Below are 18,367 nucleotides of genomic sequence, written 5' to 3'. Positions count from 1 at the left end.
CGCCGCCGCTCCTAGGGGTCCCGTCAGGGATGAAGTCAACCTTTGGGATCTGTTGGCGGCAGGCGGCTGCGGTTACCTTCACTGCGTGGCGATGTTCCGACTCCAAGGCAGCAAGGTGCTCGCCGTCGACATGACCGGGGACGCCGTGAAGGCGAAGAACGGCTCGATGGTCGCGTACGACGGACAGATGGCCTTCAAGAAGATGAGCGGCGGCGGTGAGGGCATCCGGGGGATGGTCACCCGGCGGCTCACTGGTGAGCAGATGACGGTGATGGAGGTGAAGGGGCACGGGACGTGCTGGTTCGCGGACCGCGCCTGCGAGATCAACCTCGTGAACCTCCAGGGCGACAAGCTGTACGTCGAGTCGAGCAACCTGCTCGCGACCGACGCGGGGCTGCAGACCGGCACCTCCTTCACGGGGCTGCGCGGCGCCTCCCAGGGCAACGGGCTGTTCACGACCACCGTCGAGGGGCGCGGGCAGGCGGCGATCATGTCGGACGGTCCGGCCGTGGTGCTGCGGGTCAGCGCGCAGTACCCGCTGACCGTCGACCCGGGGGCGTACGTCGCCCACCAGGGGAATCTGCGGCAGTCCTTCCAGTCCGGTGTGACGTTCCGCACCCTCATGGGCGAGGGCGGCGGCGAGGCCTTCCAGATCCGGTTCGAGGGGGACGGGCTGGTGTACGTACAGCCGAGCGAGCGGAACACGATCGCGGGGGACGTGTGACATGGCCTTCCGCGAGATCAACTCCAAGATGGTCGAGGCGACGGTCATGCCCGGCCAGAAGCTGTTCAGCCAGCGCGGCGCGATGCTCGCCTACAAGGGCGAGGTGTCCTTCACTCCGAACGTGTCAGGCGGCCAGGGCGGGATCATGTCGATGATCGGGCGCCGGGTGGCGAACGAGGACACCCCCCTGATGACCGTCGAGGGCAGCGGCACGGTCCTCTTCGGGCACGGCGGCCACCACGTCCAGGTGATCCAGCTCACCGGCGACACCCTGTGCGTCGAGGCGGACCGCCTCCTGGCCTTCGAGGGCACCCTCCACCAGGGCACGATGTTCCTCGGCTCGCAGGGCGGGGTCATGGGCATGGTCCGGGGCCAGGTCAGCGGGCAGGGGCTGTTCACGACCACCCTGAAGGGCCACGGGGCCGTGGCGGTCATGGCGCACGGCGGCGTCTTCGAGATCCCGATCACCCCTCAGCGCCCCGTCCACGTCGACCCCCAGGCCTACGTCGCCCACCACGGCGACGTACGCAACAAGCTGTCCACCGCGCTCGGCTGGCGCGACATGGTGGGCCGCGGCTCCGGCGAGGCCTTCCAGCTGGAGCTCAGCGGCAGTGGCGCGGTCTATGTCCAGGCGTCGGAGGAAAAGCTGTGAGCACCTACGGAACCCCGGGCGGCCCCACGGTCCTCGACCCGGCCTCGCTGCCCACCGACGACAACGTCAACGCCTACACCTTCTGCGTGGAACTCAAGGGAAGCCAGTGGTTCCTGCAGAAGGGGAAGATGATCGCCTACTACGGCTCGATCGACTTCAACGGCGTGGGGCACGGCCGACTCGACCGACTTGTCCGTACGTCCTTTCATTCGCCACTGCACGCGAGCGACTGGGTCGTGGCCGAGGGCTCCGGCAAGATGCTGCTGGCCGACCGGGCATTCGACGTCAACTCGTACGACCTCCAGGACGGCAACCTGACCATTCGCTCGGGCAACCTGCTCGCTTTTCAGCCAACTCTCGCACTCAAGCAATCGATCGTGCCGGGTTTTCTGACACTCATCGGAACCGGAAAGTTCGTGGCTGCATCTAACGGGCCGGTGGTGTTCATGGAACCCCCGATCCGGGTGGACCCGCAGGCGCTCGTCGGCTGGGCCGACTGCCCGTCGCCGTGCCACCACTACGACCATGGCTACATGACCGGCGTGATGGGCGGTCTACGTGCACTGACGGGCCTGGGCGGGGCCTCCGGGGAGGAGCATCAGTTCGAGTTCGTCGGGGCCGGCACCGTCCTGCTCCAGTCGACCGAGACCCTCATGGCCGAGCAGGCCACGGGGGCGGTCCCGCCGGACGCCGGAGTGCCCGGTGGCGGGGGGTCGCACACAGGCCCTTCACAACAGGCCGGGACACCGCGCCTTCCCGGACAGCTGGGAGACCTCCAGCGTCGCTTCGGGCTGTGAGCGGTAGTCTGCGGAGTGTGACATCGAACGTGTGAGCACACAGGCTTCACACGGACGTGTCATAGAAAACCCTCACTAGTTCGCCTTTCAACTTCTTAGGTAGACTTCATTCATGGAGACCGAGACGGCCACTCGCTGGCTGACCGATGCGGAGCAGTGCGCCTGGCGCACCCACCTGGAGGTCAACAGGCTGTTGACGTACCAGCTCGAGAAGGACCTGCAGCCGTTCGGCCTGACAATGAACGACTACGAGATCCTGGTGAACCTCTCCGAGTCGGAGGACGTACGGATGCGGATGAGCGACCTCGCCTCCGCCACCCTGCAGTCCAAGAGCCGCCTCTCCCACCAGATCACCCGGATGGAGAACGCGAACCTGGTCCGGCGTGAGAACTGCGAGTCCGACCGCCGTGGGCTCTACGCCGTCCTCACCGATCACGGCATGGAGACCATGCAGAAGGTCGCGCCGCACCACGTGGCGTCCGTACGCCGGCACTTCATCGACCTGCTCTCCCCCGAAGCCCTGGCGGAGCTCGACAAGGGCCTCAAGCCGATCGCCGAGCACCTGCGCGGCCAGCGGGGACGCCCGTAACCCGGGCGGACCCCGAGGCACCGGCGACCCCGGCGCCTACTGAGCCGGCGGCAGGCGGAGTTCGAACAGGGCTCCGCCCGCCGGCGCCCGGCCCACGGTGAGCGTGCCCCCGTGCCGTACGGCGACGTCACGCGCGATGGCAAGGCCCAGCCCGGCCCCGCCGTCGTCGCGGCTGCGGGCCTCGTCGAGCCGGACGAACCGCTCGAAGATCCGTTCCCGGTCGGCCTCGGCCACCCCGTCCCCGTCGTCGGCGACGGCCGCCACGACCCACTCCCCCTCGGTGCGCACGGTCAAGGTGACCGCCGAGCGGGCATGCCGCCGGGCGTTGTCGAGCAGGTTGGTGAGCACCCGCCCCACCTGCCCCCGCGACCCGGCCACCGTCGCGTCCTGCGCCTCGACCGTCACGCCGGCCCGCCCCTCGGCCTGCTCCCGGGCCAGCGCGCCGAGGTCGAACCGCGTATCACCGGGCCGCTCCCCCGCGTCCAGCCGGGCGAGCAGCAGCAGGTCGGTGGCGAGGCCCTGGAGCCGTACGGTGTCCTCGACCGCGCCGTCGAGATCGAGCAGCTCGGGGTGCGCGGCGCCGACCTCCAGCTGGGTGCGCAGGGACGCGATCGGGCTGCGCAGCTCGTGCGAGGCGTCGGCGACGAAGCTGCGCTGGCGCTCCACCGAGGTCTGGAGGGCGGCCAGCGTCTCGTTCGTGGTCAGCGCGAGGCGGGCGACCTCGTCGTGCGTGTCCGGTACCGGCACCCGGCGCGCGAGATCCTCGGAGGCGGTGATCGCGGCCATCTCGCCCCGGATGCCCTCGACCGGGCGCAGCGCGAGCCTCGTGACCAGCCAGGTGACGCCGGCGACGACGCCGAGCAGCAGCGGGAAACCGATGAGCATGACGGTGAGCGCGGTGTTCACGGCACTCTGCTCGGCGTCCAGCGAACCTCCGGCGTAGACGGTGAGCGGTCCTCGCCGGCCGGCCTCCACGGACACGGCGGCGAAGCGGTAGTCGGCACTCTCGCCGTCGATCGTCGCGGAGCCTTCGCTGAACGCGGTCCCCTCGCCGATCTCGCCGGCTTCGCCCTCGGCGGAGTCGTCGTCCGCGTCGTCGTCGCCGTCCTCGCCGCTCGTACTGCCCTTCTGCGGCTGCGGCTGCACGGCGTCCGTGGCCGTGCCGCTGATCCGCTCCAGCTCGTCGCTCGCCGCGACCAGGGTGCCCTGCGCGTCGACGACCTGGACCGGGCTGTCGCCGTCCAGGTCCAGCTGGTCGTAGGACTTCCCGGCGGCGAGCTGGGCGACGACGTTCTGTGCGGTGCGCTCCGCCTCGTTGCCCGCCTGTTCGATCAGGTTGGACCGCAGCGACAGCAGCACCGCCGCCCCTGCCGCGACCAGCGCCACGGCGACGACGAGGGTGGCGCCGAGCGTGGCCCGGGACCGGACCGAGCCGAACAGCCTTCTCATTGTTCCTTCTCCAGCCGGTAGCCGGCCCCGCGCACCGTCCGGATGAGCCCGGCGCGCAGCTTGCGCCGCAGGGTGCTGATGTACACCTCGACGATGTTGGGGTCGCCCTCGTACGCGAAGTCCCAGACGTGCTCCAGGATGTCGGCCTTGGACACCACCTGACCGGCCCGCCTCACCAGCTGCTCCAGGACGGCGAACTCCTTGGTGGTGAGGGTCACTTCGGTGTCGGCGAGGAAGACGCGGCGGGCGGCGGTGTCGACCTTGAGGTCGCCGTGGACGTGCACGGGCGAGGCCCCCGCGCCCTGCCCTCCGCGCCTGAGCAGCGCCTTGACGCGGGCGACGAGGACGACGTACGAGAACGGCTTGGTGAGGTAGTCGTCCGCACCGGTGTCCAGCCCCTCCGCCTCGTCGTACTCGCCGTCCTTGGCGGTGAGCATCAGGATCGGCACCTCGTGGCCGGCGGCGCGCAGGGCGGCGCAGACGCGGTAGCCGTTCATGCCGGGCAGCATGATGTCGAGGATCACGAGGTCGTACGACCCCTCCGAGGCCCGGTACAGCCCTTCCCGGCCGTCATGGACGACGTCCACGGCGTAGCCCTCGGCCGTCAGGCCCTTGGCGAGCGACAGGGCCAGCCGCTTCTCGTCCTCCACGATCAACAAGCGCATGCGTAAAGGTTCGCAAAGCGAAGCTGAAGATCTCTTCAGGGTCCTTCAGGTTCCCCTCAGCGTCGGTTCGGCAGATTGAGCGGTGTCGAAACGACGACGACTCGGGAGGAACCGGAATGAAGCGCAACATCGTCATCGCCACCGTCGCCGCAGCGGCCCTGATCGGGGGCGGCACCGTCGCGGCCTACGCCGCGGCAGGTGACGACGGCGCGGCCACGCAGCGGCAGTCGAGCGTGAAGGTCGCCGACGACCGGGACGACCGCGCGGACGACACCGCCGACGACCGGGACGACGACGTCACCGAGATCCGTACGAACGCAGCCACCGCCAAGGTCACCGCCGCCGATGCCATCGCGGCCGCGCTGAAGCACACGCCGGGCACGGCCGTCGCCGCCGACCTGGACGACGACGGCGTGGACGGGTGGGAGGTGAGCGTCGTCAAGGGCGACGGCACCGAGCACGACGTCAAGGTCTCCGCGAGCGACGGCAAGGTCCTCGGCGACCGGCGCGACGACGACGATGACGATGACGACGACGCCCGCGAGGACCTCGCCGCGCTGAAGGGCGCGAGCGTCGACGCCCGCGAGGCCGCCGCGGCCGTGGCGGCCAAGGGCACCGTCACCGACGTCGACCTCGACGACGACGGCCCCGCGGCCTGGGGCGTGGACACCACAAAGGGCGAGTGGAAGGTCGACCTCAGGACGGGCAAGGTCACCCAGGACCACGACGACCGCGACGGTCACGACGACGGCGACGACGACTGACGTCGGGCTGTCACACGAGGGGTACGGGATCTCCCGTACCCCTCTCGCGTTGCGCACCGCGCGCCACGGTCACCGCGGTCAGCAGCATCACGCCCCCGGTCACCGCGAAGCACACCCCCGCCGGCAGCCACCCGACCAGCACACCGGCGGCCGCGGCACCTGCCGTACCGCCCGCGTTGACGGCCGTGTTGACCCAGGCGCCCGCCTGGACCCGGGCCTCGGGCGCGGCGGCCTCGTCGGCGATGAGGTAGGCGGTGGTGATCAGCGGGGACACGAAGAGGCCGACGACCGCGGCGGCCACGGCGAGGGCGCCCAGCCCCTGTGCCAGCGCGGCACCGCACAGCGCCAGCCCCAGTCCGGCCGCCTGCGCCGACAGCCGTACCCCGGCGCAGACCCGCCATGCGACGGCCCCGTTGAGCAGCCCGCCGACGGCGCTTCCCGCGGACAGGGCGGCCAGCACCCAGGCCGCGCTGCCGGCGCCGTGACCGTGCCCCTCGGCGAAAGCGACCACCAGCAGATCGAGCACGCCCAGCGCGAGCCCGACCCCGACGGCGGCGATCACCGGCCGCCTGATGTCGCGCAGCACCCGCTGCCCGGCCGTCCCTGCTCCGGCCTTGCGCCCACTGCCGGGTACCGCGCGCACCGCGGGCGACGACACGAACCCGGCCGTCCCCACCACGATCAGCCCCGCCCCGACGAGCACCCCGACCGCCGGCGGGGCGAACCCGACGAGCACGCCGACCAGCAACGGGCCCGAGACGAAGAGCAGTTCCTCGGCGACGGCGTCGAGGCTGTAGGCCCGCTGCATCAGCGCCCGGTCCGGGGCCAGCCGCCCCCACACGGCCCGCATGGTGGGCCCGAGCGGCGGAGTGCAGGCACCGGCGGCGCCGCCCGCGCCGGCGAGGACGAACGCCGGGGCACCCGGCCGCCAGACGAGCACCGCCAGCAGCACCAGAAGCGCGGTGTAGGCCGTCGCCATCGGCACGAGTGCCCGGCGCGGCCCGTACCGGTCGATCAGGGCCGCCCGCGCGGGCGACAGGAAGACGCTGGTCCCGGAGAACAGCGCCATGACGACGCCGGCCACCCCGTACGACCCGCAGGCCCGGGTCACGGCGAGCATCACGGACAGCGGGGCGATGCCGTACGACAGCCTGCCGAGCAGGGCGGCGGCGAAGGTACGGCGGGCATGGGGGATCCGGAGAACGGCGGCATACGAAGGCCGCGCCACAGACGTGGAAGACACGGGAGTTCCTCGACTCGAGGCGGAAAAGGGGACGCCGATGCGCCGCGACGGTCCCGGCCGACCGGCCGTTCACCGTGCGCGGGCTGGGCGTGCCCTATGCCAAGAGGAGGTACATGCGGGTCAACCTAGCAGCGGGGAGGAGGAGTTGACCATGAAGGGTTCCCGGAACATCCGTTTCGTACCGCCCTCGGGGCTGCTCAGCCCTTCGTCAGCCCTGCCACGAGTTCGTCCGCCGCCCGATACGGATCCAGCTCACCGGCGACGATCTTCTCCGCCAGCACCCCGAGGCGGCGGTCGCCGTGGAGATCGGCGATGCGTTCGCGCAGGGCGGTGACGGCGATGGTCTCCACCTCGCGGGCGGCGCGGGCGCGGCGGCGTTCGGCCAGCACGCCCCGCTCCTCCATCCAGGCCCGGTGCTTCTCCAGGGCCTCCACGACCTCGTCGACGCCCTCGGCACGGGCGGCGACCGTCTTCACGATCGGCGGGCGCCAGTCGCCGGCGCCGCGGGACTCGCCGAGGCCGAGCATGTGGTTGAGCTCGCGGGCGGTGGCGTCGGCGCCGTCACGGTCGGCCTTGTTGACGACGTACACGTCGCCGATCTCCAGGATTCCGGCCTTCGCCGCCTGGATGCCGTCGCCCATGCCGGGGGCGAGCAGGACGACGGAGGTGTCGGCCTGGGAGGCGATCTCGACCTCCGACTGGCCCACGCCGACCGTCTCGACCAGGATCACGTCGCAGCCGGCCGCGTCCAGGACGCGGATCGCCTGCGGGGCCGCCCAGGCGAGGCCGCCGAGGTGACCCCGGGTCGCCATCGAGCGGATGTAGACGCCGGGGTCGGAGGCGTGGTCCGACATCCGGACCCGGTCGCCGAGCAGGGCGCCGCCCGAGAAGGGCGAGGACGGGTCGACGGCCAGGACGCCGACCCGCTTGCCCTGCTTGCGGTACGCGGTCACCAGGGCGGAGGTGGACGTCGACTTGCCGACGCCCGGGGAGCCGGTCAGGCCCACCACATAGGCGTTGCCCGTGAGCGGGGCCAGCGCCGCCATGACCTCCCGCAGCTGCGGGGACGCCCCCTCCACCAGGGAGATCAGCCGGGCGACCGCCCTTGGCCGGCCCTCCCTGGCCTGGGCCACCAGCGTGGAGACGTCCTGCATCACAGCTCCGTTCCGAGTAAAGGCGTACCGAAATACCGAAGGCTCAGGCCTTGGGTACCCGCACGATCAGCGCGTCACCCTGGCCGCCGCCACCGCACAGCGCTGCCGCGCCGACGCCGCCGCCGCGCCGCTTCAGTTCCAGGGCCAGGTGCAGGACGAGCCGGGCGCCCGACATGCCGATCGGGTGTCCCAGGGCGATGGCCCCGCCGTTGACGTTCACCCTTTCCGTGGACACGCCGAGGTCCTTCATTGACTGCACGGCCACCGCGGCGAAGGCCTCGTTGATCTCGACCAGGTCGAGATCGGAGACCTCCAGGCCCTCCTTCTTCAGGGCGTGCAGGATGGCGTTGGAGGGCTGGGACTGCAGGGAGTTGTCCGGACCCGCCACATTGCCGTGCGCGCCGATCTCGGCGATCCAGTCCAGGCCGAGCTCCTGCGCCTTGGCCTTGCTCATGACGACGACCGCGGCAGCGCCGTCCGAGATCTGCGATGCCGAACCCGCAGTGATCGTGCCGTCCTTCGAGAACGCCGGGCGAAGCTTGCCCAGCGACTCGGCCGTGGTGTCGCCGCGGATGCCCTCGTCCTTGCTGAACAGGACCGGGTCGCCCTTGCGCTGCGGGATCTCGACCGGGGTGATCTCGGCCTCGAAGATGCCGTTCTTCTGGGCGGCCGCCGCGCGCTGGTGGGACAGCGCGGCGATCTCGTCCTGCTCGGGACGCAGGATGCCGAGGCGGGTGTTGTGCTTCTCCGTGGACTCGCCCATGGCGATGTTCTCGAAGGCGTCGGTCAGACCGTCGTGGGCCATGGCGTCGATCATCTGCACGGCGCCGTACTTGAAGCCCTCACGGGACTTCGGCAGCAGGTGCGGGGCGTTGGTCATGGACTCCTGGCCGCCCGCGACGATCACGTCGAACTCGCCGGCGCGGATCAGCTGGTCCGCGAGTGCAATCGCGTCGAGGCCGGACAGACAGACCTTGTTGATGGTGAGCGCCGGGACGTTCATCGGGATGCCGGCCTTGACCGCGGCCTGGCGCGCCGGGATCTGCCCTGCCCCGGCCTGGAGCACCTGGCCCATGATGACGTACTGCACCTGGTCGCCACCGATCCCCGCACGGTCGAGGGCGGCCTTGATCGCGAAGCCGCCGAGGTCGGCTCCGGAGAAGGACTTCAGAGAGCCGAGCAGCCGTCCCATAGGGGTACGGGCACCCGCGACGATCACGGAGGTCGTGCCGTTTCCAGAAGACATGAGGTGCGATCCCCTTCCAGCTTGAGCAGCCGAGGAGTGAACGAGGGTTTACTTCGAATGTACTGAGTGGCACTCCGTGCCGTCACCGGGCCGTCGGTGTGATCGCGCGCACGTTGCGTAACCACCGCCGTGGCGCTCCACTGAACAACATGCTGACGCGAATCGACCACATCGGAATCGCCTGTTTCGATCTCGACCGAACCGTGGAGTTCTACCGGGCCACGTACGGCTTCGAGGTGTTCCACTCCGAGATCAACGAGGAGCAGGGCGTCCGCGAGGCCATGCTCAAGATCAACGAAACCTCCGACGGCGGTGCCTCCTACCTGCAGCTTCTCGAACCCACGCGCCCGGACTCCACCGTCGCCAAGTGGCTCGACAAGAACGGCGAGGGTGTCCACCACATCGCTTTCGGTACGGCGGATGTGGACGGCGACGCCGCCGACATCAAGGACAAGGGCGTACGCGTTCTGTACGAAGAGCCCCGACGCGGCTCCATGGGGTCACGAATCACGTTCCTGCACCCAAAGGATTGCCACGGCGTACTGACAGAACTGGTCACTTCGGCGCCTGTTGAGTCACCTGAGCACTGACCCTCGTACATATGGGCCGGTAGGGTTGGGGGAGGTCGCTTCCGGAACCGGGGTGGCCGCATGCCGGGGTCCGGGTTTCGGGGGGCGAGCGTTCAGGGCAGCAGCCCTTGCGCTGCCGTTGATCTGACACCATTCCTCGGGGGCCCCGTTCGGCGGACGGACGGAGCCCGTATGGCCAGACTTGCGACCAGGGGACGGATGGGACCGCGCAGTGCGGGGCTACGAACGCCAGGAGCGAGAGCCGGCGGCTGACGTCGACCACCTCTCTCGGTTCGAGGCCGAGATGGATCGGCTGAAGACCGAGCGGGAAAAGGCGATCCAGCACGCCGAGGACCTCGGCTACCAGGTCGAGGTGCTGCGCGCCAAGCTGCACGAGGCGCGGCGGACCATCATGTCCCGGCCCGCCTTCGACGGCGGCGACATCGGCTATCAGGCCGAACAGTTGCTGCGCAACGCCCAGGTCCAGGCGGACCAGCTGCGCCAGGACGCCGAGCGCGAGCTCAGCCAGGCCCGGGCGCAGACCCAGCGGATCCTGCAGGAGCACGCGGAGAACGCGGCCCGTCTGCAGGCCGAGCTGCACCAGGAGGCGGTGACCCGCCGCCAGCAGCTGGACCAGGAGCTGGCCGAGCGCCGCCAGACCGTCGAGTCGCACGTCAACGAGAACGTGGCGTGGGCCGAGCAGCTGCGCGCCCGCAGCGAGTCGCAGGCCCGCCGCCTCCTCGACGAGTCGCGTGCCGAGGCCGACCAGTCCCTGGCCACCGCGCGCGCCGAGGCCGAGCGGCTCACCAGCGAGGCCCGCCAGCGCCTCACGGGCGCGGCCGAGGAGGCCCGTGCGGAGGCCGAGCAGATCCTGCTCCGGGCCCGTACGGACGCCGAGCGGCTCCTGAACGCCGCGTCCACGCAGGCTCAGGAGGCCACCGACCACGCGGAGCAGCTGCGCACCTCCACCGTCTCGGAGTCGGACTCCGCCCGCCGCCAGGCGCAGGAGATGAGCCGCACCGCCGAGCAGCGCATGGCGGAGGCCGAGGAGGCGCTGCGCAAGGCGCAGACCGAGGCCGAGAAGCTGGTCGCCGAGGCCACGACGGCCGCCGAGAAGGCGCTCTCCAGTGCCGAGTCGGCCAACGAGCAGCGCATGCGTACGGCGAAGGAGCAGGTCGCCCGGCTGGTCAGCGAGGCCACCAAGGAGGCCGAGTCCACCAAGTCGGACGCCGAGCAGGTCGTCGCCGACGCCCGCGCCGAGGCCGAGAAGATCGTCGCCGAGGCCGGCGAGAAGGCCCGCACGATCACCGCCGAGGAGAGCGCGACCCAGCTGTCGAAGGCGGCCAAGACCGCCGAGGACGTCCTCAACAAGGCGCAGGAGGACGCGCAGAACACCACCAAGGCCGCGGCCGAGGAGGCCGAGCGGATCCGCACGGAGGCCGAGGCCGAGGCGGACCGGCTGCGCGCCGAGGCGCACGACATCGCCGAGCAGCTCAAGGGCTCGGCGAAGGACGACACCAAGGAGTACCGCGCCAAGACGGTCGAGCTGCAGGAGGAGGCACGCCGGCTGCGCGGCGAGGCCGAGCAGCTGCGTTCCGAGGCGGTCGCCGAGGGCGAGAAGATCCGCGCGGAGGCCCGCAAGGAGGCCGTCCAGCAGATCGAGGAGGCGGCCAAGACCGCCGAGGAGCTGCTGGCCAAGGCCCGGCAGGACGCCGACGAGCTGCGCCAGAAGGCCACCACCGACAGCGAGAAGGTCCGCACCGAGGCCATCGAGCGCGCGACGACGCTGCGCCGGCAGGCCGAGGAGACCCTCCAGCGCACCCGCCAGGAGGCCGAGCGGCACCGCGAGGAGGTCGTCGAGCAGGCCGAGGGCATCAAGGCCGACGCCGAGCGGGCCGCCCTTGAACTGCGCGAGGAGACCGAGCGCGGCGTCGAGGCCCGCCGGGCGGAGGCCGCCGAGGAGCTGACGCGGCTGCACACCGAGGCCGAGCAGCGCCTCGGGGCGGCCGAGCAGGCGCTCACCGACGCCCGCGAGGAGGCCGCGCGCATCCGCCGCGAGGCCGCCGAGGAGACCGACCGGCTGCGCACCGAGGCCGCCGAGCGGATCCGTTCGCTCCAGCAGCAGGCCGAACAGGAGGCCGACCGGCTGCGCAACGAGGCCGCGTCGGACGCGTCCGCGTCCCGGGCCGAGGGCGAGGCCATCGCCGTACGCCTCAGGTCGGAGGCCGCGGCCGAGGCCGAGCGGCTGAAGTCGGAGGCGCAGGACACCGCCGACCGGTTGCGCGCCGAGGCGCAGGCCGCCGCCGAGCGGCTCGCCACGGAGGCGTCCGAGACGCTGGCCGCCGCCCAGGAGGAAGCCGTCCGGCGTCGGCGCGAGGCCGAGGAACTCCTCGGTTCCGCCCGCCAGGAGGCCGACCAGGAGCGCGAGCGGGCCCGCGAGCAGAGCGAGGAGCTGCTGGCCTCGGCGCGCAACCGCGTGGAGGAGGCGCAGGCCGAGGCGGTGCGGCTGGTCGAGGAGGCCGACCGGCGCGCCACCGAGATGGTGTCGGCGGCCGAGCAGCACGCCCAGCAGGTCCGCGACTCCGTGACGGGGCTGCACGAGCAGGCCCAGGAGGAGATCACCGGGCTGCGCAGCGCCGCCGAGCACGCGGCGGACCGTACCCGCCGGGAGGCCGAGGAGGAGGCGGACCGGGTCCGCGCGGACGCCTACGCCGAGCGGGAGCGGGCCAGCGAGGACGCGGGCCGCATCCGGCGCGAGGCGAGCGAGGAGTCCACGGCCGCCAAGTCGCTGGCCGAGCGCACCGTCGGGGAGGCCATCGCCGAGGCGGAGCGGCTGCGGTCGGACGCCGCCGAGCACGCCCAGCGGATCCGTACGGAGGCGTCGGACAAGATCGCCGAGGCCGAGCAGGCCGCGTCCCGCACCCGGGCGGACGCCCGCGAGGACGCCAACCGGATCCGCTCGGACGCGGCGACGCAGGCCGACACCCTCATCACCGAGGCGCGTTCGGAGGCCGAGCGGCTCCAGTCGGAGACGGTCACGGAGGCCGACCGGGTGCGCACCGACGCGCGCACCAAGGCCGAGAAGCTGGTCGGGGACGCCACGTCGGAGGCGGAGCGGCTGCGCGCCGAGGCCGCCGACACGGTGGGGTCGGCCCAGCAGCACGCCGAGCGGGTCCGCAGCGACGCCGAGCGCGTCAAAGCCGAGGCGGCCGCGGAGGCCGAGCGGCTGGTGACGACCGCGCGCGAGGAGTCCGAGCGCACCCTCGACGAGGCCCGCAAGGATGCGGGCAAGCGGCGCCAGGACGTGGCCGAGCAGGTCGACAAGCTCATCTCGGAGACCACGGCCGAGGCGGACAAGCTGCTCACCGAGGCGCAGGCGCAGGCGCACAAGACGACAGCGGACGCCGAGGCGCAGGCCGACACCATGGTGGGCGCGGCCCGCAAGGAGGCCGACCGGCTGGTCTCCGAGGCGACGGTCGAGGGCAACTCCAGGGTGGAGAAGTCCCGTACCGACGCGGACGAGCTGCTCGTCGGTGCCCGCCGGGACGCCACCTCGATAAGGGAGCGCGCGGAGGAGCTGCGCGACCGCATCACGAGCGAGATCGAGGGCCTGCACGAGCGGGCCCGGCGCGAGGCCGCCGAGACGATGAAGTCGACCGGCGACCGCTGCGACGCCCTCATCAAGGCCGCCGAGGAGCAGCTGGCCAAGGCGCAGGCGAAGGCCAAGGAGCTGGTGTCGGAGGCCAACTCCGAGGCCGGCAAGGTCCGTATCGCCGCCGTCAAGAAGGCCGAGGGTCTCCTGAAGGAGGCCGAGCAGAAGCGCTCCTCGCTCATCAAGGAGGCCGAGGAGCTCAGGGCCGAGGCGATCCGCGAGGCCAAGCGCACGGTCGAGGAGGGCAAGCGCGAGCTGGAGGTCCTCGTCCGGCGCCGCGAGGACATCAACGCCGAGATCTCGCGCGTCCAGGACGTCCTGGAGGCGCTGGAATCCTTCGAGACGCCGTCGGCCGGCAAGGACGGCGGGGTCAAGGCGGGTGCGACAGTCGGAGCACCCCGATCGGGTGGCAAGTCGTCAGACGGCTAGCGGGTCGGGCGGGTTCCGGTGTCTCCTGGGGCCTTTGACCAGGTTTTTGGCAAGCCGTCCGACGGTTCGCCACCCAAAAGGGGTCTCATTCTCCAGATCAAACACGTATCCGCTCGATGACACACCGCTTCGGCCCCTAGGATTCCACTTATCACCTCACCGGTCTCATTCGACAGGAACCCCATGAGCGACACTTCCCCCTACGGCTTCGAGCTTGTGCGGCGTGGGTACGACCGCGCGCAGGTGGACGAACGCATCTCGAAGCTCGTCTCCGACCGCGACAGCGCTCTGGCCCGCATCACCGCTCTGGAAAAGCGCATCGAGGAGCTCCACCTCGAGACGCAGAACGCCCAGGCCCAGGTAACCGACGCCGAGCCGTCGTACGCCGGCCTCGGCGCGCGTGTCGAGAAGATCCTCCGCCTCGCCGAGGAGGAGGCCAAGGATCTGCGCGAGGAGGCCCGCCGCGCCGCCGAGCAGCACCGCGAGCTCGCCGAGTCGGCGGCCCAGCAGGTCCGCAACGACGCAGAATCGTTCGCTGCGGAGCGCAAGTCCAAGGCCGAGGACGAGGGCGTCCGGATCGTCGAGAAGGCCAAGAGTGACGCCTCGCAGCTGCGCGCGGAGGCCCAGAAGGACGCGCAGTCCAAGCGCGAGGAGGCCGACGCTCTCTTCGAGGAGACCCGCGCCAAGGCCGCGCAGGCCGCCGCCGACTTCGAGACGAACCTCGCCAAGCGCCGCGAGCAGTCCGAGCGCGACCTGGCCTCGCGTCAGGCCAAGGCCGAGAAGCGCCTCGCCGAGATCGAGCACCGCGCCGAGCAGCTGCGCCTGGAGGCCGAGAAGCTGCGCACCGACGCCGAGCGCCGTGCCCGCCAGACGGTGGAGACGGCCCAGCGCCAGGCCGAGGACATCGTGGCCGACGCCAACGCCAAGGCCGACCGCATCCGTTCGGAATCCGAGCGCGAGCTCGCGGCTCTCACCAACCGCCGCGACAGCATCAACGCTCAGCTGACGAACGTCCGCGAGATGCTGGCGACCCTGACCGGCGCCGCGGTGGCCGCGACCGGTGCGCCCGCCGCCGAGGACGAGCCGATCACCCGTGGGGTTCCCGCGCAGCAGTCCCGGTAACGATCGGGTACACGGCTGCTGAATTTTCGCAAAGCCCTCTGCCACTGGGGTGGCAGAGGGCTTTGTCCCGTTTTAGCGTGGGCGGCATGATCGAGCTCGAGGGGCTGACGAAGCGGTACGGCGAGAAGGTCGCGGTCAACAACCTGACGTTCACGGTGAGACCGGGCATCGTCACGGGGTTCCTCGGTCCCAACGGCGCGGGCAAGTCGACCACCATGCGGATGATCCTGGGCCTCGACCGGCCCACCGCGGGCGACGTCCGTATCGACGGCAAGCACTACGACCAGCTCAAGGACCCGCTGACGTACATCGGCGCCCTGCTGGAGGCCAAGGCCTGGCACCCCGGACGCAGCGCCTTCAACCATCTGCTGTGCCTCGCGCAGAGCAACGGCATTGCGAGCGGCCGGGTGCGGGAGGTGCTGGACACGGTCGGGCTGACCGCGGTCGCCAAGAAGAAGACCAAGGGCTTCTCGATGGGCATGGGCCAACGGCTCGGCATCGCGGGCGCGCTGCTCGGCGATCCGCGGATCCTGATGTTCGACGAGCCGGTCAACGGGCTCGACCCCGAGGGCATCCACTGGATCCGGAACCTGATGAAGTCCCTGGCCGCGCAGGGGCGGACCGTCTTCGTCTCCAGTCACCTGATGAGCGAGATGGCGCTGACGGCCGACCATCTCGTCGTCATCGGCCAGGGGCGGCTGCTCGCCGACACGTCCATGCCCGAGTTCATCGCGCGCAACTCGCGGTCGTACGTCCGTATCCGCACCCCGCAGCGCGAGCGGCTGCTCGATGTGCTGCACGAGGCCGGGGTCACCGCGGTGCAGACCGGCAACGGCACGTTGGAGGTGGACGGCAGCAAGTCCGAGCAGATCGGGGAGCTGGCGGCGCGCCACCAGGTCGTGCTGCACGAGCTGAGCCCGCAACAGGCTTCCCTGGAGGAGGCGTTCATGCAGCTGACCGCGGAGTCGGTGGAGTACCACGCGCACGCCGACGCGCCCGCACCGCCGCCGCTGCAGCAGCAGCGGCAGTGGGGCGAGGACTGGAAGAGGAGCTGAGCACCGTGGTCACCCAGGTCATCCGCTCCGAATGGACCAAGATCCGGTCCGTCGCCTCCACCGTGTGGACGCTCTCCCTCGCCGTGGTGGTCACCATCGCGCTCGGCATGCTGATCTCAGGTCTGTCGGCGAACGAGTTCGACAACCTGAGCGAGCGGGACAGGCTCTCCTTCGATCCGACCTTCATCAGCTTCGCCGGGATGAGCCTGGGCCAGCTCGCGATGATCGTGTTCGGGGTGCTCGTCGTCTCGAACGAGTACAGCACCGGGATGATCCGCGCCTCGCTGGCCGCCGTGCCGCAGCGCGGCACCTTCCTGTTCAGCAAGATCGCGGTGGCGACCGGGCTCTCGCTCACCGTCGGCCTGGCCACGAGCTTCGTCACCTTCTTCCTCGGACAGGCGATGCTCGGCGACCACCGGGCGGAGATCGGCGACCCGGGCGTGCTGCGCGCGGTGTTCGGCGGCGGCCTCTACATGACCCTCATCGCGATGTTCTCGATGGGTGTCGCGGCGATGCTGCGCTCGCCGATGCTGTCGCTGGGCATCCTGATGCCCTTCTTCTTCCTGGTCTCCAACATCCTCGGCAATGTCTCCGCCACCGAGAAGATCGGCCGCTATCTGCCCGACCAGGCCGGCAGCAAGATCATGCAGGTGGTCACCCCGGTCGACGACAACACTCCCTACGGCCCCTGGGGCGGGCTCGGGATCATGGTGCTGTGGGTGATCGCGGCGCTCGTCGGCGGTTACGCCACGCTCAAGAAAAGGGACGCATAGCCAGAAAGAGGTGTACCGAGGGAACGCAGGTGCGAGATTTTACCCGCTCTTGAGTGGAACCGTCAGCGCCTCGGTATCCTCCTAACCCTTACGGGGGGCGTGTGCCCCGCTGTCCTGAACCTTTCGATGGGTGCGGAGCATGATCGAGGCAGTCGGCCTGACCAAGCGCTACGGCGACAAGACCGCTGTGTACAACTTGTCCTTCCAGGTGCGGCCCGGTGCCGTCACCGGCTTCCTGGGTCCGAACGGCTCGGGCAAGTCGACGACGATGCGGATGATCCTCGGCCTGGACAACCCGACCGCGGGCCATGTGACGATCGGCGGCTACCCGTACCGAAGGCTGCAGAACGCCCCGCGTCAGGTCGGCGCGCTGCTGGACGCCAAGGCGGTGCACGGCGGCCGCGCGGCCCGCAACCATCTGCTGAGCCTGGCCCAGCTGTCCGGCATCCCCGCCCGGCGGGTGGACGAGGTGCTGGGCGTGGTCGGCCTCCAGGACGTGGCCAGGAAACGCTCCAAGGGCTTCTCGCTCGGCATGGGCCAGCGGCTCGGCATCGCCGCCGCGCTGCTCGGCGACCCCCAGGTGCTGCTGTTCGACGAGCCGGTCAACGGCCTCGACCCCGAGGGCATCCTCTGGGTGCGGAACCTGATGAAGTCGCTGGCGGCCGAGGGCCGTACCGTCTTCGTCTCCTCCCACCTGATGAGCGAGATGGCGCTGACGGCCGACCACCTGATCGTCATCGGGCGCGGTCAGCTGCTGTCCGACATGAGCGTCAAGGACTTCATCGCGGCGAACTCCGCGGGCTTCGCCCGGGTCCGTACGCCCGACACCGAGCCGCAGCTGCGCGAGAAGCTGTCGACGGCGCTCACGGAGGCCGGCGGGCACGTGCTGCCCGAGCAGGACGGCGGCCTGCGGGTCACCGGGCTGGCGCTGCCCCGCATCAGCGACATCGCGCACGACTCCGACGTACGGCTGTGGGAGCTGTCGCCGCACCAGGCCTCGCTGGAGGAGGCGTACATGCGGATGACGCAGGGCGCGGTCGACTACCGCTCGACCACCGACCAGAAGGAAGGGCTCCAGCAGCCGCTGCCGCCGGGCGCGCAGCCGCCGATGCCGGTTCCCGGTCAGGGTCAGCCCGGCTGGTACGCCCCGCCGCCGCCCCAGCAGGGCGGGCAGCCGCTCGCCCCGCAGCCGGGCGGGCCCGGTCCCTACGGCGCCCCGGCGGCGCCCGGGGCGGTTCCGGGTGCCGGGACGCCGAACCCGTACGCGCAGACGGCCCCCCAGGCGCCTCACACGGCCCCGGGCCACGCTCCGGCGCAGCCCGCGCCGCCCGTCGCCCACAGCCCCGCCCAGGCGCCCGCGAGCGCTCCTGCCGCCGCGCCCGCACCCCCGCAGGCACCGGCCCAGCCGCCGGCCTCCGTGAGCGCCGTCGACAGCTTCTCGCGCAGCTGCGGCTCGGTGTCGGGCGTACGGACCCGGGCGAAGC

At 71.1% G+C, this 18,367-nt stretch carries 16 protein-coding genes; 11 read left to right on the top strand and 5 right to left on the bottom strand.

The features are described from left to right. Positions 1 to 91: 91 nt before the first annotated feature. From EAO75_RS05160 to EAO75_RS05145, 4 genes are all read left to right on the top strand, one after another. A complete protein-coding gene (locus EAO75_RS05160) occupies positions 92 to 724 on the top strand; it encodes an AIM24 family protein (protein ID WP_147994297.1) in 633 nt (210 codons plus the stop codon). A 1-nt stretch (position 725) separates the two neighbouring features. Next, on the top strand, positions 726 to 1,376 hold the full coding sequence (locus EAO75_RS05155; RefSeq protein WP_147993781.1) for an AIM24 family protein: 651 nt from the start codon (positions 726 to 728) through the stop codon (positions 1,374 to 1,376). Beyond that, a complete protein-coding gene (locus EAO75_RS05150; RefSeq protein ID WP_147993780.1) occupies positions 1,373 to 2,173 on the top strand; it encodes an AIM24 family protein in 801 nt (266 codons plus the stop codon). Before EAO75_RS05155 ends, EAO75_RS05150 begins: the two co-directional genes overlap by 4 nt. Before the next feature lie 112 nt (positions 2,174 to 2,285). Then, a complete protein-coding gene (locus EAO75_RS05145) occupies positions 2,286 to 2,762 on the top strand; it encodes a MarR family winged helix-turn-helix transcriptional regulator (protein WP_147993779.1) in 477 nt (158 codons plus the stop codon). A gap of 36 nt (positions 2,763 to 2,798) precedes the next feature. On the opposite strand, the gene EAO75_RS05140 is transcribed toward EAO75_RS05145, so the two are convergent. Together EAO75_RS05140 and EAO75_RS05135 are read right to left on the bottom strand one after the other, a co-directional pair. Further along, entirely contained in the window at positions 2,799 to 4,211 is a 1,413-nt protein-coding gene (locus tag EAO75_RS05140) for a sensor histidine kinase (RefSeq protein ID WP_147993778.1), read from the bottom strand. Continuing rightward, on the bottom strand, positions 4,208 to 4,876 hold the full coding sequence (locus EAO75_RS05135; RefSeq protein WP_147993777.1) for a response regulator transcription factor: 669 nt from the start codon (positions 4,874 to 4,876) through the stop codon (positions 4,208 to 4,210). The genes EAO75_RS05140 and EAO75_RS05135 overlap by 4 nt, the downstream gene beginning before the upstream one ends. 116 nt (positions 4,877 to 4,992) lie before the next feature. Between EAO75_RS05135 and EAO75_RS05130 the strand changes: the two genes are divergently transcribed. Next, entirely contained in the window at positions 4,993 to 5,640 is a 648-nt protein-coding gene (locus tag EAO75_RS05130) for a PepSY domain-containing protein (protein WP_147993776.1), read from the top strand. 10 nt (positions 5,641 to 5,650) lie between these two features. Here EAO75_RS05130 and EAO75_RS05125 read toward each other — a convergent pair whose 3' ends face one another. From EAO75_RS05125 to EAO75_RS05115, 3 genes are all read right to left on the bottom strand, one after another. After that, the gene (locus EAO75_RS05125) at positions 5,651 to 6,883 is read right to left on the bottom strand and encodes an MFS transporter (protein WP_147993775.1); all 1,233 of its coding nucleotides are present in this window, start codon (positions 6,881 to 6,883) and stop codon (positions 5,651 to 5,653) included. A gap of 197 nt (positions 6,884 to 7,080) precedes the next feature. Continuing rightward, positions 7,081 to 8,037, bottom strand: coding sequence for a methylmalonyl Co-A mutase-associated GTPase MeaB (gene meaB, locus EAO75_RS05120; protein WP_147993774.1), 957 nt, complete (start codon positions 8,035 to 8,037; stop codon positions 7,081 to 7,083). Between the two features lie 43 nt (positions 8,038 to 8,080). After that, positions 8,081 to 9,283, bottom strand: coding sequence for an acetyl-CoA C-acetyltransferase (locus EAO75_RS05115; protein ID WP_147993773.1), 1,203 nt, complete (start codon positions 9,281 to 9,283; stop codon positions 8,081 to 8,083). Between the two features lie 149 nt (positions 9,284 to 9,432). Here EAO75_RS05115 and mce point away from each other — a divergent pair, with 149 nt between their 5' ends. The 6 genes from mce to EAO75_RS05085 form a co-directional block, all read left to right on the top strand. Then, the gene (gene mce, locus EAO75_RS05110) at positions 9,433 to 9,873 is read left to right on the top strand and encodes a methylmalonyl-CoA epimerase (protein WP_147994296.1); all 441 of its coding nucleotides are present in this window, start codon (positions 9,433 to 9,435) and stop codon (positions 9,871 to 9,873) included. Positions 9,874 to 10,084: 211 nt separating this feature from the next. Then, a complete protein-coding gene (scy, locus tag EAO75_RS05105) occupies positions 10,085 to 13,933 on the top strand; it encodes a polarized growth protein Scy (RefSeq protein WP_147993772.1) in 3,849 nt (1,282 codons plus the stop codon). 183 nt (positions 13,934 to 14,116) lie between these two features. Next, positions 14,117 to 15,055: a cellulose-binding protein gene (locus EAO75_RS05100; RefSeq protein ID WP_125524869.1), complete on the top strand. Its 939-nt coding sequence runs from the start codon at positions 14,117 to 14,119 to the stop codon at positions 15,053 to 15,055. Between the two features lie 86 nt (positions 15,056 to 15,141). Next, positions 15,142 to 16,110, top strand: coding sequence for an ABC transporter ATP-binding protein (locus EAO75_RS05095; protein WP_147993771.1), 969 nt, complete (start codon positions 15,142 to 15,144; stop codon positions 16,108 to 16,110). Next, positions 16,107 to 16,883 (top strand): ABC transporter permease, encoded by a 777-nt coding sequence (locus EAO75_RS05090; RefSeq protein ID WP_147994295.1) that lies wholly within the window; start codon positions 16,107 to 16,109, stop codon positions 16,881 to 16,883. Before EAO75_RS05095 ends, EAO75_RS05090 begins: the two co-directional genes overlap by 4 nt. Positions 16,884 to 17,022: 139 nt before the next feature. Further along, the coding region (locus EAO75_RS05085) for an ABC transporter ATP-binding protein (protein ID WP_261989149.1) at positions 17,023 to 18,367 on the top strand (1,345 nt) is incomplete at its 3' end.

Source organism: Streptomyces sp. UW30 (assembly GCF_008042075.1).
Lineage (GTDB): Bacteria > Actinomycetota > Actinomycetes > Streptomycetales > Streptomycetaceae > Streptomyces.
This window is presented reverse-complemented; position numbering and strand designations above follow the sequence as displayed.

Coding starts and splice junctions, on each gene's coding strand:
- EAO75_RS05130 (WP_147993776.1), top strand. CDS start 4,993: ATGAAGCGCAACATCGTCATCGCCACCGTCGCCGCAGCGGCCCTGATC.
- EAO75_RS05100 (WP_125524869.1), top strand. CDS start 14,117: ATGAGCGACACTTCCCCCTACGGCTTCGAGCTTGTGCGGCGTGGGTAC.
- EAO75_RS05140 (WP_147993778.1), bottom strand. CDS start 4,211: ATGAGAAGGCTGTTCGGCTCGGTCCGGTCCCGGGCCACGCTCGGCGCC.
- EAO75_RS05155 (WP_147993781.1), top strand. CDS start 726: ATGGCCTTCCGCGAGATCAACTCCAAGATGGTCGAGGCGACGGTCATG.
- mce (WP_147994296.1), top strand. CDS start 9,433: ATGCTGACGCGAATCGACCACATCGGAATCGCCTGTTTCGATCTCGAC.
- EAO75_RS05160 (WP_147994297.1), top strand. CDS start 92: ATGTTCCGACTCCAAGGCAGCAAGGTGCTCGCCGTCGACATGACCGGG.
- meaB (WP_147993774.1), bottom strand. CDS start 8,037: ATGCAGGACGTCTCCACGCTGGTGGCCCAGGCCAGGGAGGGCCGGCCA.
- EAO75_RS05095 (WP_147993771.1), top strand. CDS start 15,142: ATGATCGAGCTCGAGGGGCTGACGAAGCGGTACGGCGAGAAGGTCGCG.
- EAO75_RS05115 (WP_147993773.1), bottom strand. CDS start 9,283: ATGTCTTCTGGAAACGGCACGACCTCCGTGATCGTCGCGGGTGCCCGT.
- EAO75_RS05145 (WP_147993779.1), top strand. CDS start 2,286: ATGGAGACCGAGACGGCCACTCGCTGGCTGACCGATGCGGAGCAGTGC.
- EAO75_RS05135 (WP_147993777.1), bottom strand. CDS start 4,876: ATGCGCTTGTTGATCGTGGAGGACGAGAAGCGGCTGGCCCTGTCGCTC.